13 protein-coding genes are annotated in these 15,457 nt (G+C 55.3%); 6 read left to right on the plus strand and 7 right to left on the minus strand.

Going from position 1 to position 15,457, the window contains the following annotated elements; translation table 11 throughout:
* Positions 1-47 precede the first annotated feature (47 nt).
* Together AC6T8Q_RS03750 and AC6T8Q_RS03755 are read right to left on the minus strand one after the other, a co-directional pair.
* Entirely contained in the window at positions 48-638 is a 591-nt protein-coding gene (locus AC6T8Q_RS03750; RefSeq protein ID WP_500677807.1) for a signal peptidase II, read from the minus strand.
* A gap of 123 nt (positions 639-761) precedes the next feature.
* Positions 762-1,133: a TraR/DksA family transcriptional regulator gene (locus AC6T8Q_RS03755; RefSeq protein ID WP_496921641.1), complete on the minus strand. Its 372-nt coding sequence runs from the start codon at positions 1,131-1,133 to the stop codon at positions 762-764.
* A gap of 506 nt (positions 1,134-1,639) precedes the next feature.
* Between AC6T8Q_RS03755 and thrC the strand changes: the two genes are divergently transcribed.
* The 4 genes from thrC to AC6T8Q_RS03775 all read left to right on the plus strand — a co-directional run bounded on the left by thrC (position 1,640) and on the right by AC6T8Q_RS03775 (position 5,830).
* Positions 1,640-3,055: a threonine synthase gene (gene thrC, locus AC6T8Q_RS03760; protein WP_500677808.1), complete on the plus strand. Its 1,416-nt coding sequence runs from the start codon at positions 1,640-1,642 to the stop codon at positions 3,053-3,055.
* Between the two features lie 25 nt (positions 3,056-3,080).
* Positions 3,081-3,869 (plus strand): 4-hydroxy-tetrahydrodipicolinate reductase, encoded by a 789-nt coding sequence (gene dapB, locus AC6T8Q_RS03765; protein ID WP_500677809.1) that lies wholly within the window; start codon positions 3,081-3,083, stop codon positions 3,867-3,869.
* A gap of 59 nt (positions 3,870-3,928) precedes the next feature.
* Positions 3,929-4,306 (plus strand): hypothetical protein, encoded by a 378-nt coding sequence (locus tag AC6T8Q_RS03770; RefSeq protein ID WP_500677810.1) that lies wholly within the window; start codon positions 3,929-3,931, stop codon positions 4,304-4,306.
* Positions 4,307-4,369: 63 nt separating this feature from the next.
* A complete protein-coding gene (locus AC6T8Q_RS03775; RefSeq protein WP_500677811.1) occupies positions 4,370-5,830 on the plus strand; it encodes an MFS transporter in 1,461 nt (486 codons plus the stop codon).
* Between the two features lie 8 nt (positions 5,831-5,838).
* Here the strand turns inward: AC6T8Q_RS03775 and AC6T8Q_RS03780 are convergent, their stop codons facing one another.
* Positions 5,839-6,252, minus strand: a complete 414-nt coding sequence (locus tag AC6T8Q_RS03780; RefSeq protein WP_500677812.1) for a heavy-metal-associated domain-containing protein — start codon at positions 6,250-6,252, stop codon at positions 5,839-5,841.
* Between the two features lie 32 nt (positions 6,253-6,284).
* The gene (thiC, locus tag AC6T8Q_RS03785; RefSeq protein ID WP_500677912.1) at positions 6,285-7,631 is read right to left on the minus strand and encodes a phosphomethylpyrimidine synthase ThiC; all 1,347 of its coding nucleotides are present in this window, start codon (positions 7,629-7,631) and stop codon (positions 6,285-6,287) included.
* Between the two features lie 274 nt (positions 7,632-7,905).
* Here thiC and AC6T8Q_RS03790 point away from each other — a divergent pair, with 274 nt between their 5' ends.
* The gene (locus AC6T8Q_RS03790) at positions 7,906-8,592 is read left to right on the plus strand and encodes a metallophosphoesterase family protein (protein ID WP_500677813.1); all 687 of its coding nucleotides are present in this window, start codon (positions 7,906-7,908) and stop codon (positions 8,590-8,592) included.
* A 104-nt stretch (positions 8,593-8,696) separates the two neighbouring features.
* Here the strand turns inward: AC6T8Q_RS03790 and recA are convergent, their stop codons facing one another.
* The gene (recA, locus tag AC6T8Q_RS03795) at positions 8,697-9,815 is read right to left on the minus strand and encodes a recombinase RecA (RefSeq protein ID WP_500677814.1); all 1,119 of its coding nucleotides are present in this window, start codon (positions 9,813-9,815) and stop codon (positions 8,697-8,699) included.
* A gap of 644 nt (positions 9,816-10,459) precedes the next feature.
* Here recA and AC6T8Q_RS03800 point away from each other — a divergent pair.
* A complete protein-coding gene (locus AC6T8Q_RS03800; protein WP_500677815.1) occupies positions 10,460-12,124 on the plus strand; it encodes a hypothetical protein in 1,665 nt (554 codons plus the stop codon).
* Between the two features lie 38 nt (positions 12,125-12,162).
* Here AC6T8Q_RS03800 and thpR read toward each other — a convergent pair whose 3' ends face one another.
* Together thpR and AC6T8Q_RS03810 are read right to left on the minus strand one after the other, a co-directional pair.
* The gene (gene thpR / locus AC6T8Q_RS03805) at positions 12,163-12,732 is read right to left on the minus strand and encodes an RNA 2',3'-cyclic phosphodiesterase (RefSeq protein WP_496921632.1); all 570 of its coding nucleotides are present in this window, start codon (positions 12,730-12,732) and stop codon (positions 12,163-12,165) included.
* A gap of 131 nt (positions 12,733-12,863) precedes the next feature.
* Positions 12,864-15,425, minus strand: a complete 2,562-nt coding sequence (locus AC6T8Q_RS03810; protein ID WP_496921631.1) for an ATP-dependent Clp protease ATP-binding subunit — start codon at positions 15,423-15,425, stop codon at positions 12,864-12,866.
* Positions 15,426-15,457 lie beyond the last annotated feature (32 nt).

Consider the following 15,457-nt stretch of genomic DNA (forward strand, 5'->3'; position numbering starts at 1 on the left):
CAAAGAATGCGAACTCTTGCAAAGTGCCCAAAAGTTGGTGCTCAAACTTATTTCGGTTGTGATGCTTCGGTTATAAAAAACGAACGCACAAACAATGCCAATGCTCCTAAGACCAACAATGAGTCGGCGATATTGAAGTTTGGCCAGACCCATTGATCGTTGACTTGAAACAAGATCCAGTCGCGCACCGCATGCACAGTTTCGCCCGCACGATGGGGATTGAACTGATCCCACGTCATGCCTGGCAAACCAACGCGGTCATAGAAGTTGCCAATCACGCCCCCCATGATGACACCCAAAATGGTGGTGAGCCAGAAATCTTCGGCGGCGCGAAATTTGAACAACCACGTGGGAATTGCGATCGCGGCTACAATCGAAAAGAAGGCGAAGATCCAAACCTTGCCCTGCCCCATCCCAAATAAGGCTCCCTCGTTGAGACTCTTTTGAATCCCGATGTGATTCTCCCACAGCCACCACTCATCGCCGTGAAAAAAACTGGGACTGGTAAAGACGGCATGCTTGGTCCAGAGATCAAGCGCGAGCCCGGCAACGACCAGACAGCAAAACCACACCACGCGACGTGCAGAAATCGTACGCGATCCAATTTCGATTGCTTGAGCTTTAGCGGGGGCTCTCATAGCGCGCGTTCCGCCCAATTGATGTGCTTGTTCCATAACGCGCACTGTAACGCGTTTCTCGGAACGAGCCAACACGACTTCCGCTGCCAGACGATGTAAAACGCAACGACGCCAATTCCCGGTTTAGCCCGCCATTTCGCGGGCGTCACGCGTGGAAGCACATTTCACGCACATGGGCGTATGCGGCAAGGCGTTGAGACGGGCCTTGGGGATCGAGCCATCGCACTCTTCGCAAGTACCATAGGTACCGTTTTCGATCCGCTCGAGAGCACGTTCGATCATGCCGAGGGTATCTTCTTCGGTCGCCAGCAAACTCAGCGTAAATTCCTGCTCGAAATTGTCGCTTCCCAGCTCGGCCATATGAATGGGCATTGTCGAACTTTCCGAGCCATCGTTATGCAGAGCGGCATCGGTCATGGAAGTAACGTCGTTGCGAAGCCGCGCACGCAGCAACAGCAAACGTTCTTTGTACTGTTTCAAGTCAGCGGAATTCATCTATCGTTCTCCGAAGTAAACCTCTCCCAGCACGCACTCTGCGATTGAGACCAGACCAGTTATTCTAATACGTTCAAAACAAGGCGTCAAACACTTTGGCAGCGAAACACAATCCCATAAACCCTGTGAAAACAACAACTTACAACAATGGCAACTAGCCTATTCACAGCAATTTAGATTGTCTCGATCGGCCAGGATTCTCTTCCCGAGTCACATACCTCAGTACGTATCAAGAGCTTATCTGATCGCTCGATTTTCGGGTGAATTCGCGCAGATAAATTCGCGATTTTCATAGGTCCGTAGTAGCCTAAAGTGTGCTGAGTTGCAGCCAGACACAACCCGCATTAAACTGACACTAAGTTGTTTTACTCTTTATGCTTACCGTAAATCGGTGAGCCTTTGGCCGATGGTTTTTCGTGCAAGCGTCAAACGCACCGGCATAATTCCCGCACGGCTCCTCCGGTGCTGCCGTTCGAGTTGCGCGCGGGTCGAATTGCGGAGTACAAGTGGCGACCTCGGTCAAAATCAACACCGATTTGGCATTTCAGCGTTGTGTTTCACCCGCTTGCGGAGCGACATACGATGTGGGCGAAGTACGCACATCGTGCGACGACTGCGGGGGGCTGTTAGATGTGGCCTATGAGTGGGACCGCTTGCCCGTCCCCAAGTCGCTGAAGGAATTTGAAAAGAAGTGGTCACAGCGAAACGAGCCGTTGAGCCGCAGCGGCGTTTGGCGTTTTCACGAGTTGCTGCCGTTCGCACCGCCTGAAAGAGTCGTCACGATCGGCGAAGGTCAAACGCCCCTATTACCGTCGAACGGTGTTGCCCAATATGTGGGCGTAAACCCCGGTCAATTGCTACTGCAATACGAAGGAATGAACCCTTCAGGCAGCTTCAAAGACAATGGCATGACGGCTGCATTCACCCATGCCCATACGATTGGAGCAAAATGGGCCGCATGTGCTTCAACTGGCAACACGAGTGCTTCACTTGCGCTCTATTGCGGCATGAGTAAGCTGATGGACGCCATCATCTTCATCGGCTCGGGCAAAATCTCTTACGGCAAGCTATCGCAGGCGCTCGATTATGGCGCGCTGACGCTGCAAATTGCCGGCGACTTTGACGACGCGATGATGCGCGTGCAACAAGTCAGCCAGAAGATGGGGATCTATCTGGTCAATAGCGTGAATCCTTTCCGCCTAGAAGGCCAGAAAACGATCATGTACCGCGTGATCGAAAGTCTGAATTGGGAAGTTCCTGACTGGATCGTTGTACCCGGCGGTAATCTCGGCAATAGTTCGGCGTTCGGAAAAGCCTTCATAGAACTCCACGAGTTGGGATTGATCGACCGTGTGCCTCGGCTGGCGATTATCAATGCCGCCGGTGCCAATACGCTGCATCAACTCTTCGAAGTTCGCGGCCAGCGGTGGAATGAAGGAAACATCGACACCGAAGCCGCGCAAAATTACTACCACGAACTCGACCGCGATCATCGCCGCGCATCGACGATCGCCAGTGCGATTGAGATCAATCGCCCGGTGAATTATCAAAAATGCCTGCGAGCACTCGACTTCTGCGACGGCGTTGTCCGCGAAGTCACCGACCAACAAATGCTCGATGCCAAGGCGCAAGTAGGTGCGAGTGGTTTGGGTTGCGAACCAGCCAGCGCCGCGAGTGTTGCCGGCGCGAAGGTTTTACGTGCCGAGGGTGTGATTGCTCCTTCGGATCGTGTCGTTTGCATTCTTACTGGCCATCAGTTGAAAGACCCGACGGCCACGGTCGCTTATCACACCACCGATCAAGAAGAATTCAATCGCGTGCTGGGAAGCCGAGGTGTCCAACGAGCTGAGTTCGCCAACCGTGCCGTTGCCGTGGCCAACGACCTGGATGAGATCGTCCGCGCGATACAATTGAATAGCTAATATTGTGATACAAGGAAGGCACATCATGAAAATCGCTGTACACGGTGCCGCGGGACGAATGGGACAGCGCGTTATCGCTGTGGCCAGCAAGGATAGTCGCTACCAAATCGTGGCCGCGCTGGAATCCGCAACTCACCCTGCCCTAGGCCAAGATGCCGGACTGCTTGCTGGCGTTGGTCAAATTCGTATTCCACTGTCTGTGGTTGGCGAATCCGACGCCGATGTGGTCATTGATTTCTCGGTCCCTGATGCTGCAATCGCTGCCGTGACTCATTGCTTGGAATTCAAGAAACCGATGGTGATTGCGACGACTGGCTTCGATGCCAACCAGGATGAGTTCATCCGGCAATCGGCGACGAAGATTCCCATCGTCTGGGCCCCGAGCATGAGCACTTCGGTGAACTTACTGATGAAGCTCACCGAAGTCGCGGCGAAGTCTTTATCCAAGTTGCCCTCGGGCGTGGACGTCGAAATCATCGAACGCCATCACCGTTTTAAAGAAGATGCGCCCAGCGGCACGGCCTTGCGGTTTGGCAGCATCGTGTCCGAAGCGATGGGCCAATCGTCGCACATCCACGGCCGTTCGGGTCGACCTGGCCAACGGCCGCGTAACGAAATCGGTTACCACGCGTTGCGCACAGGTGACAATCCCGGTGAGCACACGATCGTGTTTGGCATGTTGGGCGAGACGATTGAGCTGACCGTCGCGGCCTCCAATCGCGATTGCTACGCCCAAGGGGCCTTACTCGCCGCCGATTGGGTGGTCGACAAGAAACCCGGACTTTACGGCATGAACGATGTCTTGGGTTTGTAAGTTGCCTGTAGCCAGTTGTCAGTTGCAGTTAACCGCGAACAACTGACAAAGGACCAATCATGGCCAAATGTGACGAAGGATATCTCTGCGACGTTTGCGGCCAGGATGTCGCCACGCTCACCGACAGCGATCTTTATTTGCGCTATATCGTGGGGATGCTCGATCCCGAGGTCCTCCACACGACGCCGGAGCGGCATATCCGCTGCAATCCCGAGTTGGCGCAATACATCGTCGCCGATGATTTTGAACCCATTTTTCGCGACGGACCGTTCGACAAGCGCAATCTCGACCCCGAGTTCGTGCGGCAGCAGGAAGAATTGCTCACCCGGGGGTGGCGACGACTTAAAGAAATCGTCACGCTCGACATCCCGATCATCGCGTATCCACTCCCCGCAGTACTGGCCAAAATCAAAGAGCGTTCGCCCGGATTCAGCTGAACGCTCCGTCTTTCGGCGGCAATTCATATTGCTGCTGGCGGCAATGGCTTCCATAATCTCCGCATGTCCTCCACCGAAACCACAGCCGAAGCCGTCACCGAACATCTCGACACGTCCGCCCTGCCCACACTGTATGCGGACAAAAGCTTTTGGGGGATGACGGTCACCCAGTTTCTGGGGGCGTTCAACGACAATCTGTTCAAGCAACTGGTTTTGTTGTTGTCGATCACGGGCGTGGATGAGGCGCTGAAGAGCGAAGCGGCCGACAATCAGTGGCTCCCAATGTTTATGTTTGCCGTCCCGTTTCTGCTCTTCACCGGATATGCAGGCTACCTTGCCGACAAGCACAGCAAGCGATCAATCGTTGTGTGGGCCAAGGTTGCCGAAATCGTGGCGATGGGTTTGGGTGGCATTGCTTTCACAATGTATGGCAGTAGCAAAAGCATGTGGCCGATGTACGCGGTGCTTTTCTTTATGGCCGCCCAGAGTGCGTTTTTCGGTCCTGCCAAGTATGGCATCCTGCCAGAGATGCTCCGCGATCGCGACTTACCGCGTGCAAATGGTTTCATGCTTATGACGACGTTTCTGGCAATTATTTTCGGGACCGCCGTGGCAGGGCTTCTCTTGGCAGATCATCGATCCCCGGAACAACTCGCAGTAGCAGCCGAACTTCCTGAGGCCGAGCGTGTTGCCGCTGATCGACAACGGGTCGCTGGCCAACTGTGGATGGGTTCCATCGCCTGCATTGGCATCGCCGTGGTAGGCACGTTGACATCACTCCTTGTGAGACGAGTTCCTGTTGCCAATCCCGAGCTAAAATTCACACCCGAAGCCCTCACAGTTCCCAAGGACATGATCCAATTGCTAAGGGCTGATCGGCCACTGATGATGGCGCTCATCGTCTCGAGCGGGTTTTGGCTCTTGGCGGGCCTTGTTCCCCCCGCCGTTAACTCATTGGGAAAGCTCGTCTTGCAAGTTGGTGACGACAACACGAGTTATATGAGTGCCATGATCGGCGTCGGGATCGCAGTCGGCTGCGTGATCGGGGGCATCGTTTCGCGTGGACGTGTCGATTTTCGCTTGCTACGGGTGGGGAGCATCGGCATGCTTGTCACATTGGCACTCGTTGCGATCCCAGCAAGCGGTGACATAGCAAACCTTAAAGATGCAGCAGGAAAGCTGACACGACTTCCTGGCTTGGGCGAGAGCGATCAATGGTTGGGCTTTTGGGGTAGCATGCCCATGTTTCTCGTCATGGGCGCATTCACGGGCTTGTTCGCCGTGCCATTGCAGGTATTTATGCAGTCCCGTCCACCTGATGACAAGAAAGGCCGAATGATCGCCGTAATGAACCAAGCCAACTGGATTGGCATCTTGCTCGCCGTGGCAATCTACTGGGGTCTGACAAAGATCATCGAATGGCAAGACTGGCCGCGGTCGATTTGCTTTTTGTTTATCGCAGTTCTTATGCTGCCGATCGCCCTGTTTTATCATCCCAAAAATGAGATGCTGAGCGATCAATAGCGAGCCGCTCAACCATCCGCCGGCTTGGGAGCATCCGGTGACGCAGGTGCCTTGGGTTCTGCCGCTGGCTTTTCGGGAGCAGCGACGAGCTTCGCTTCAGTAAATTGCTTGTCCAGCAGTGCTGCTAAGGCGTCGTCCGAGCTAAAGGCTTTTTCATCAATAGCTACCGTCGCAATCTTCTTGGGAAAATCGACAACGACTTCCTTTGCTCCCGGTTGAGCAGCCAAAGTTTCGCGGACCGCCTTGGCACATGACTCCTCGCACATCATGTCGGGAACTTCAAACTGCACGGTCGGCGCGCCAGCGACATTAAAGGCGACGGCCGTTGCTGCGGGCCTTGTCGCATCGGTGGTTGCGACGTTGCTATCAGCACAGCCAACCACAGTTACAATCAGCAAAACGATAGCCAATCGAGTAGTCATTATATTTTCCTACTTATCTTTTTGAATAATTATCAACCTTGGCTCGAATCACCCACAGCCACTACCGGTAATTCTAGCTTACCTTCGGCGGCCATGGCCCGGATGTCTTCGGTGATCTTCATCGAGCAGTATTTCGGCCCGCACATGCTGCAGAAATGAGCGCTCTTGAACGTGTCTTGGGGCAACGTTTGATCGTGGTAAGCACGAGCCGTTTCGGGGTCGAGCGACAAACGGAATTGCTCGTCCCAATCGAAGGCAAACCGTGCGCGCGACAGGGCATCGTCTCGATCGCGAGCCCCAGGACGCTTGCGGGCGATATCGGCAGCGTGGGCGGCGATCTTGTAGGCGATCAAACCTTGCTTGACGTCTTCGCGTTCGGGAAGTCCCAAATGCTCTTTGGGGGTCACGTAGCACAACATTGCGGCCCCGGCCCAACCAGCAAGCGCACCGCCAATGCAACTCGTGATGTGGTCGTAACCAGGAGCGAAGTCGGTCACCAGCGGACCTAACACATAGAACGGCGCGCCTTGGCAAACTTCGATCTGCCGGTCGACGTTCATTTTGACTTCGTCCATGGGAATATGCCCGGGACCTTCGACCATCACCTGTGTGCCACGTTCCCAACCACGCTTCGTGAGTTCACCGAGCACGTCGAGTTCAGCGAATTGCGCGTCGTCGCTGGCATCGGCCAACGAACCAGGCCGCAAGCCATCGCCCAAGCTCCACGTGACATCGTACTGTCGCATGATGTCGCACAGGTCATCAAACGCTTCGTACAGCGGATTCTGCTTACGATGAGACATCATCCATTTAGCAATGAGCGAGCCACCCCGGCTGACGATGCCAGTTACGCGGCCCATGGTCATATGCAAATGCTCGAGTTTCACGCCGCAATGGATCGTCATGTAGTCGACGCCCTGCTTGGCCTGATGCTCGACCATGTCAAGAAAATGCTGCGGACGCATCTCTTCGATGTCGCCGCCTAACTCCTCGAGCATTTGATAAATGGGCACCGTGCCGATGGGCACAGGGGAAGCATCGATGATCGACTTGCGAATCATGTCGATGTTCTTGCCCGTGGAAAGATCCATCACGGTGTCAGCACCATAGTGAACGGCCGTGTGCAGCTTTTCGAGCTCGCCGTCTTGATCGCTCGTCACGGCCGAGTTGCCGATGTTGGCGTTCACTTTACACGTGGCGGCGATGCCGATGCACATCGGTTCGAGCCGGCCCTCCAAATGAATGCGATTGGCCGGGATCACCATGCGACCCACGGCGACTTCCTCGCGGACCGTATTTGCTTCGAGCTTTTCGCGCTGGGCGACGAACTCCATTTCAGGGGTGATAGTTCCGGCTCTGGCATGCTCCAACTGGGTGATCGGCTCTGACATCTCTTGAGGAATTCCTCTCCCTGAGCCGCCAAATCGCCTCGACGATCCGGCGAACATTTGCAATGGAAAGTCAAACAGCCCATGAACTTGGGGCTGTTAGCAATTGTTCATCCTATCGCTCGGGCCGCGCTTGTCAATCTAGCGAGGTCACGTGAACTCGGGAGAATAATTACAGTTTATTCACGACGATTTATGCGGTTGCCCTCCGCTGGCAGATAGCGACAATCGCGGGAACACGTTTCGCTCTCCGCATTGAATCGGCATGACCACTTCCCGCACCATTGCCATCGGCGATATTCACGGTTGCCGTGAACCCTTTGAACGCTTGCTGGCAGCGCTCTCGCTTCAAACCGAGGATACGCTCGTCATTCTCGGTGATGTTGTCGACCGTGGACCCGATAGCCGCGGCGTGATTGAACGCTTGCTTCAGCTCCAGGATGAATGCCAGCTGATTTGCATTTCGGGCAATCACGAAGAAATGTTACTCGACTCGGTCGACAACAAGATGCCGCTGCAAGATTGGCTGAGCCACGGTGGCGACGAAACGCTCGATTCCTATGGCAAGGGTTGGGCGGCATCGCGGCTGCCGCCAGAACATATCGAATTCTTACGATCATGGGGCGACTATTTTGAAACCCCCTCGCATTTTTACGCCCACGGAAACTATCTCGCGCGCAAACCGCTCGACCAACAGCCGTGGTACGAGATGCGTTGGGAGTCGCTCCGCAATTTTCGCCCCGGCATGCATTGCTCGGGAAAGACCGCCGTGTTGGGCCACACTTCCGATAAGCAAGGCGCGATTCTCAATCTGGGCCATTTAATCTGCATCGACACCTACGCCCACGGCGGCGGTTGGCTCACGGCGCTGGAAGCCGAAACCGGCAAAGTGTGGCAAACGAATCTTCGTGGCGAGTCCCGTGAAGGTAAACTGCCTCCGCCACGATGGTAATAGCACAAAAAAACCCGGGGAGACTGCTCCCCGGGTTTCCTCTGTCGTCACACCATCAACCTTCGGTGTGTCACTCAACCGTTGTCACCCGGTTTTGTGCGTTCTTATTCTTCAAAATCTGCGGGAGTGTCTTCTTCATCGAGATTGGCGGCGCGGCCCGCGGTGGAGAGCAAATCATCAAATCCACCGACGGCTAGAATCTTCTGTTTGATCTCCTCGGTGATCTGAGGATTCTCTTTCAGAAAAACACGTGACTTTTCTTTGCCTTGCCCGAGTTGCATTTCGCCATAGCGAAACCAAGCACCGGTGCGGGAAAGAACTTTCTTTTCCAAACCCAAATCGAGAATGTCACCTTCGTAGCTGATGCCATCGGAATGCATCATATCGAATTCGGCAGCACGGAATGGTGGGGCGACCTTGTTCTTTACGATCTTGGCACGCACGCGTTGGCCGATGACTTCTTCGCCATCCTTCAACTGACCGATCCGACGGACGTCGATGCGGCAGGAAGCATAGAACTTGAGGGCCCGACCACCGGGGGTCGTTTCGGGGCTGCCGAACATGACACCGATTTTTTCGCGAATTTGATTGATAAAAATCACCGAGGTCTTGGCTTTGGCAATCACGGCCGTGAGTTTCCGCATCGACTGGCTCATCAAACGAGCTTGCAAGCCGACGTGCGAATCGCCGATTTCCCCGTCGAGTTCCTTTTTAGGAACCAATGCCGCAACCGAGTCGACCACAATCACATCGACCGCGTTCGACTTGATAAGCATCTCAGTGATGTGCATGGCCTCTTCACCATGTCCAGGTTGGCTTACCAAGAGCGTCTCGAGATCGACACCGAGCTTTTTGGCCCATGTGGGGTCGAGGGCATGCTCGGCATCGATAAAAGCTGCAATGCCACCGGCCTTTTGAGCTTCGGCAATCACGTGCAGGGCGAGCGTCGTTTTACCGCTCGATTCTGGGCCGTAGACTTCTATGATGCGTCCGCGGGGAATTCCCTGGCCCCCCAGGGCGATGTCGACGGACAGGCTCCCCGTGGAAATCCCTTCGATCCGACAAATCTTGTCGGCACCTAGGGGCATGATGGAACCTTCGCCGAATTGCTTTTCGATCGCTTCGACCGTATTTCGCAATTCGGTACTGCCAGAGAGCATCTTCTCGGCGGGAGTCTGTTTTGCGGAAGCCTTAACAGGCTTCGCCTTTTCTTTTTTAGCCATGGTGGTTCTCGACGATGTGTTTTGGCTCGGCACGGAATTCTTGCTAGCAACTGCTGTTACCATGTGTTCGGACCCTTTATCCAACAGAAAAGGCGGGGATGCAAGCCGCAGCGAACGGCACAACTTTTATACTGTACGCACGAATACTGTATCGGTGTTCAGTAAAGTTTGCAAGAAGATTTTTTTGTTGATTTTTCACCGGTTTTTAGGCATATTACGACGAAACTCAGGACTGCCTATTTGGACAAGCGAGAATTTCCCGACCTCCGGAGACGAGACGTTTGTTCTTATCTGCCCAAGGAAATCCAGAAACAAGGCCTCTAAGACAGACCTTTTCAAATGCAAAAAAGCCACGTTACGGCGTTTTGCGGTTCAGATTGCGTGAAAATCCACGGAAATTATGATAATTAAAGCGCATTGCCCCGTGGGCTTTGCGGGTCGTTTGAACATCATTTTCCCACCTGCATCGCCTTTCTTGGTAATTCACTCGGAGATTAATTATGTGGCACCGTCATCCTCGGCGGATTTGTTGCAGTATCGTTTGTCATCTCTTAGTCATTTTGCTTTTTTCAGCGTACGGCTCAGACCAGCTGCGGGCGTCGCTACTGAACCCGCTTGCCTACACTTCGCAAGGCAGCTTTGAGGTGGGCATTGGTAATGCGGTGACGATTGATACAACCGCTGGAGAAATCCGAGTCAATGGAATCCTCGCCTTTACCGCGACGATCGATAACCAGAATGGTTTAGCCAATCCTGCAACCGGAGTGCCCGAACTTGCCATCTTTAGTTTCGACGACATCAGCATCGGCCCTGGCGTGGCGGTGACAGTCACAGGGAGCCGCGGACTGGCGCTTTTGTCGCGTGACGATGTGGTTATTCGCAGCGCCCTTTCCGTGAATGGTGGCAATTATGGCGCACCGAGCGTGGCTGGCGGTTTCGCCGGTGGAAGTTCTGCAGCTGCTGGCGCCGGACCTGGTGCCGGCCAACCGACTTACATTGGCAATTACGCTGGTGCGGGTGGAGGTGCCTACGGCGGCAATGGAGGCCGAGGAGGCGGATATAGCGACACGGACAGCCTTGGTGGTGCCTCCTACCCGGCGAGCAATTCCATTGTGGGCTCGCTATATGGCGGCAGCGGCGGCGGCTCCGGCCGTAACGGCGATACATACGGTGACGGAGGCGGTGGGGGTGGCGTTCTCGAAATCAGCGCTCTTGGCGAGGTCAAAATTTTAGCTCCGGTCACGTCGGAGGGTGGAGCAGCGGGTGTCGCCGCAAATGGCTATGGCGGGGGCGGGGGAGGCAGCGGTGGGTCTATTCGGGTTGCGGGGCAAAAAGTCACTCAGGCACTATCAGGTACCATTTCTGCCGACGGCAGCGACGGTGGTAATGCCTCCGGCGGTGGTGGCACAAACGCAGGGGGAGGAGGCGGTGGTGGCCGGGTTCTGATTCAACAAAATGCCGCCCCTCTGGCGAGCGGGGTCAGTGCCAACGGTGGATCAGCAATTGGTGCGGCTCAACCGGGCAGCAACGGGACTGTGGAACAACTCCAAACTTACGTAAGCACCAGCACACTCCCTTTGAACGTCCGGATAGGGACTGGTTCGAAATCGGGTTTCACATCTTTAGCACGCGGTGGCGATTTCTCAGGCGCTCTTTACGGGCTCTTTGACCATGTTGGAGCGGGTTTTACAGGAGTAGCCGAGGGCTCCACGTTTGCATTCAGTGGTGGCCTGGGAGGAAGTGTCGTTCAACTCCTCCCGTTGACGTATAGCACCAACAGTCGAACAACTGAAACTGTAACCGTGCATAGCAATGGCGGAGATGCGGTGCTGGCAGTCGGACGGGGGGTGGGACCTACATTCGCAACGAATATGGGGGCTCATCCCAACACAACAATCAATTTAGGCACAACAGGCGTAAATTACAGTGCTGCTTTTCACTTGATTCTCAACAACGCCAGCACCGATCTGGGCATGGATTCATCGCTCACGTCCCTGGGCATCTTGAGCGTGACTCTCGGAGGCCCCGATGCCGCGGCGTTCAGCGTTGATAGTCTCATTCCAGCAATTCTGTATGAACAGCAATTTGCCAACCTCCCCATCCACTTTCATCCGACCGAAATCCGGTCCTACAGTGCGACGTTGACCATTCAAACCGATCAAGGCGCTGCAAATGGCGCCCTCGGCCAAGCGTTTACTTATCAACTTTCGGGAAGCGGGGTCACCGTTTCGACTGTTCCCGAACCCATGACGGCATCGCTACCGCTGGCCTTTGCGGGCGTAGGTCTAACGATGCGCCGGCGTGGATGAAGTTGAATAAGCATGCTATAGCGCTGCTCAACGCCTGCTTATCCGCCCAACTTTAGATGCGCCAGCGGCGTGTATTTGGGCCCGGAGCGTTGTGGCTCGCTGGCATAGACAACAACCTCGTCGACAAACATTTGCCCGCCGGCAAAGTTGCTCAGTTGCGTCACCCCTTCGACCAAGGCACCGTTATCCTGGCCAGGGCCCACGCGGCCCAGGGTCAGATGCGGCACGAATTGGCGATTCTCGCCGCGAAAGCCCATCCCTTCCAGATTGGTTTCCACTTTGGCTTGTAGGGCTGCGAATTGATCCATCCCTTCAGAGACACCAAGCCATAGCACTTTGGGACGATCCAACTTGGGAAACGCACCCACTCCCGAGCCCGTGAGTGAAAAGGGGGCGACATCAGCCACGATCTTTTGCACGCGGCGGCAAACCTCGGCGATTTCTTCATCCTTGAGATCACCCAAGAATTGAAGCGTCCAGTGGAGATTCTCTGGCTCGACCCACTTCACGTTACTAGCCAAAGGGCGCAATCGTTCAATCGCCGCCTGCGCTTGGGCATGCACGCCATCCACGGCTTCCACGGCGATAAAGGTGCGGGTCTTGGCCATAGATGCGAGCGGGATGCGTAAGCTTCCCGATTCTGTTTTGCAGCGGGCTTTCGCCCGCCGCTTGCCATGAAACAAAAAAATCGCCGCCGAGCGCGTGCTCGACGGCGATTGTCGTTAACTCATTACAAAAATCAACCTTCGGTCGATTCGTCGTCGTCTCCGCCATCGGCAAGTGCGCCGACTGGCTCGGGCTCCGGTTCGCCTTCCATGCGGCCATCGAAGGTCAGCTGCTTTTTGCCAGCCACCTTCTTGACGCTCACACGGATCACCTGCTTGCCGTTGAATTCACCCTTAAGCAACTCCTCGGCTAACGGATCTTCGATGAACGACTCGATCGCTCGCCGCAAAGGCCGAGCCCCGTAATCGGTGTTGGAACCCTTTTTGATGAGGAATTCCTTCGACTCGTCGCTGAGTTCCAGGGCAAGTCCACGCTCTTTCAATCGGCCGCGAATCTTGCTGAGTTCCAATTCGACCACGTCCTTCAAGTCGGTCGTCGTCAAATGGCGGAACACAATGATGTCGTTCACGCGGTTGATAAACTCGGGACGGAACACCTTTTCGATTTCCTCGACCACCCGCTTCTTCATGCTGTCGTACGAAGCATCTTCGTCGGGTTTTTGGAAACCAAAGGCCGCTTCGTTCTTGATCGCATCGGCACCGGCGTTGGTGGTCATGATCAAGATCACGTTGCGGAAGTCGACGTTCCGGCCAAAACTGTCAGTCAGGCGTCCTTCTTCCATCAACTGCAACAGCATGTTGAAGACTTCAGGGTGGGCCTTTTCGATTTCGTCCAAGAGCACCACGGCATACGGACGACGGCGAATCTGCTCGGTGAGCTGACCACCTTCTTCGTAGCCGACGTAGCCCGGAGGGGCACCGATCAAGCGGCTCACGTTGTGCTTTTCCATGTACTCGCTCATGTCGATCTGGATGAGGGCTTCCTCATCACCGAACATGAACTCGGCCAAGGCTTTGGCAAGCAACGTCTTACCGACACCGGTGGGTCCCGCGAACACGAAGCAACCGGTAGGCCGCTTGGGATCTTGCAAACCGCTGCGACTGCGACGCACCGCCTTGGCGATGGCCTTGATGGCCTCGTCCTGGCTGATCACGCGACCGTGCAGTTCTTCTTCCATCTTCATCAAGCGTAGCGTGTCTTCGGTGGTCATCCGGGTGAGCGGAATGCCCGTCATCTTGGAGACCACTTCGGCGATCACTTCTTCGTCGACCACGCCACCATTCTCACGCGATTTCTCACGCCATTCCTTGGTGATGGTCTGCTTCTTTTTCTTGAGCTTATCGGCTTGATCGCGGAGCGAAGCGGCCTTCTCGAAATCTTGATTCGCGACGGCTTCTTCCTTCTCGCGGTTAAGCTGCTCGACGTCGTCGTCGATTTCCTTCAGATTGGGCGGCTTCGACATCGTCTTGAGCCGCACCCGCGCGCCCGATTCGTCGATCACGTCGATCGCCTTGTCCGGCAAGCAACGGCCCGTGATGTAGCGATCCGAAAGCTCCACGGCGGACTTGATCGCGTCGTCGGTGATTTGCACGCGATGATGCTCTTCGTAGCGATCCCGCAAGCCTTCGAGGATTTTTATGGTGTCCTCGGCGGTCGTGGGTTCGACAAGCACTTCCTGGAAACGGCGAGCGAGCGCCGAATCCTTTTCGATGTACTTGCGATACTCATCAAGCGTGGTGGCCCCGATGCATTGGATTTCGCCTCGAGCCAAGGCGGGCTTGAGCACGTTGGACGCGTCGATGGCCCCTTCGGCACCACCGGCACCCACCAAGGTGTGCAATTCGTCGATGAACAGAATCGTGTTCTTCGCACGACGCACTTCGTTCATCACGGCCTTAATACGCTCTTCGAATTGGCCGCGGTACTTGGTACCAGCCACCATCATCGCGAGGTCCAAGACCACGATCCGACGATCAAGCAACAATTCCGGCACGTTGCCGTCGACCACTCGTTGGGCGAAACCTTCGACGATGGCCGTCTTGCCAACGCCGGCTTCACCCAACAACACGGGATTGTTCTTCGTGCGGCGGCAGAGCACCTGGATCGCCCGTTCGATTTCTTTCTCGCGGCCAATCACCGGATCGAGCTTGCCTTGACGGGCCAGTTCGGTCAGATCGCGGCCAAAACTGTCGAGGGCCGGAGTCTTGCTCTTGCTGCTCTTGCGACCTTCGCGTTCTCCTTCTTCCCCACCGGCTTCGCCAACGCGACCACCGCGCGGGGAATCTTCGCCTTCTAGGCCATGGCCCAAAAGATTGAGAACTTCCTCGCGAACTTCTTCGAGCTTGAGGCCCAAATTCATGAGCACTTGAGCAGCGACGCCTTCTTGCTCACGCAACAGGCCTAGCAAAATGTGCTCGGTGCCCACGTAGTTGTGGTTCAGATGACGGGCTTCTTCCATCGAGTATTCGATGACTTTCTTAGCCCGTGGCGTCTGCGGGAGCTTGCCCATCGTGACCATATCGGGGCCGCTTTGGACAAGCTTTTCAACTTCGAGTCGGATTTTGCGAAGGTCCACGTCCAGATTCTTCAGGACGTTGGCGGCAACGCCGCTCCCCTCTTTGATCAAGCCGAGCAAAACGTGCTCGGTACCAATATATTCGTGATTGAACCGCTGTGCCTCTTGATTGGCCAACTGCATCACTTTGCGAGCGCGGTCGGTGAAACGTTCGTACATGGCCATACTCCCCTTCTTGATTCGCCTTTCGG

The sequence above is a fragment of the Bythopirellula sp. genome (assembly GCF_041737835.1).
Classification (GTDB): domain Bacteria; phylum Planctomycetota; class Planctomycetia; order Pirellulales; family Lacipirellulaceae; genus Bythopirellula.

What these genes read in the sequence shown, in the direction of transcription:
- AC6T8Q_RS03780 (WP_500677812.1), bottom strand. Translation starts at nt 6,252, where the DNA reads ATGACTACTCGATTGGCTATCGTTTTGCTGATTGTAACTGTGGTTGGC.
- AC6T8Q_RS03775 (WP_500677811.1), top strand. Translation starts at nt 4,370, where the DNA reads ATGTCCTCCACCGAAACCACAGCCGAAGCCGTCACCGAACATCTCGAC.
- dapB (WP_500677809.1), top strand. Translation starts at nt 3,081, where the DNA reads ATGAAAATCGCTGTACACGGTGCCGCGGGACGAATGGGACAGCGCGTT.
- thpR (WP_496921632.1), bottom strand. Translation starts at nt 12,732, where the DNA reads ATGGCCAAGACCCGCACCTTTATCGCCGTGGAAGCCGTGGATGGCGTG.
- AC6T8Q_RS03750 (WP_500677807.1), bottom strand. Translation starts at nt 638, where the DNA reads ATGAGAGCCCCCGCTAAAGCTCAAGCAATCGAAATTGGATCGCGTACG.
- AC6T8Q_RS03755 (WP_496921641.1), bottom strand. Translation starts at nt 1,133, where the DNA reads ATGAATTCCGCTGACTTGAAACAGTACAAAGAACGTTTGCTGTTGCTG.
- AC6T8Q_RS03770 (WP_500677810.1), top strand. Translation starts at nt 3,929, where the DNA reads ATGGCCAAATGTGACGAAGGATATCTCTGCGACGTTTGCGGCCAGGAT.
- AC6T8Q_RS03790 (WP_500677813.1), top strand. Translation starts at nt 7,906, where the DNA reads ATGACCACTTCCCGCACCATTGCCATCGGCGATATTCACGGTTGCCGT.
- recA (WP_500677814.1), bottom strand. Translation starts at nt 9,815, where the DNA reads ATGGCTAAAAAAGAAAAGGCGAAGCCTGTTAAGGCTTCCGCAAAACAG.
- AC6T8Q_RS03810 (WP_496921631.1), bottom strand. Translation starts at nt 15,425, where the DNA reads ATGTACGAACGTTTCACCGACCGCGCTCGCAAAGTGATGCAGTTGGCC.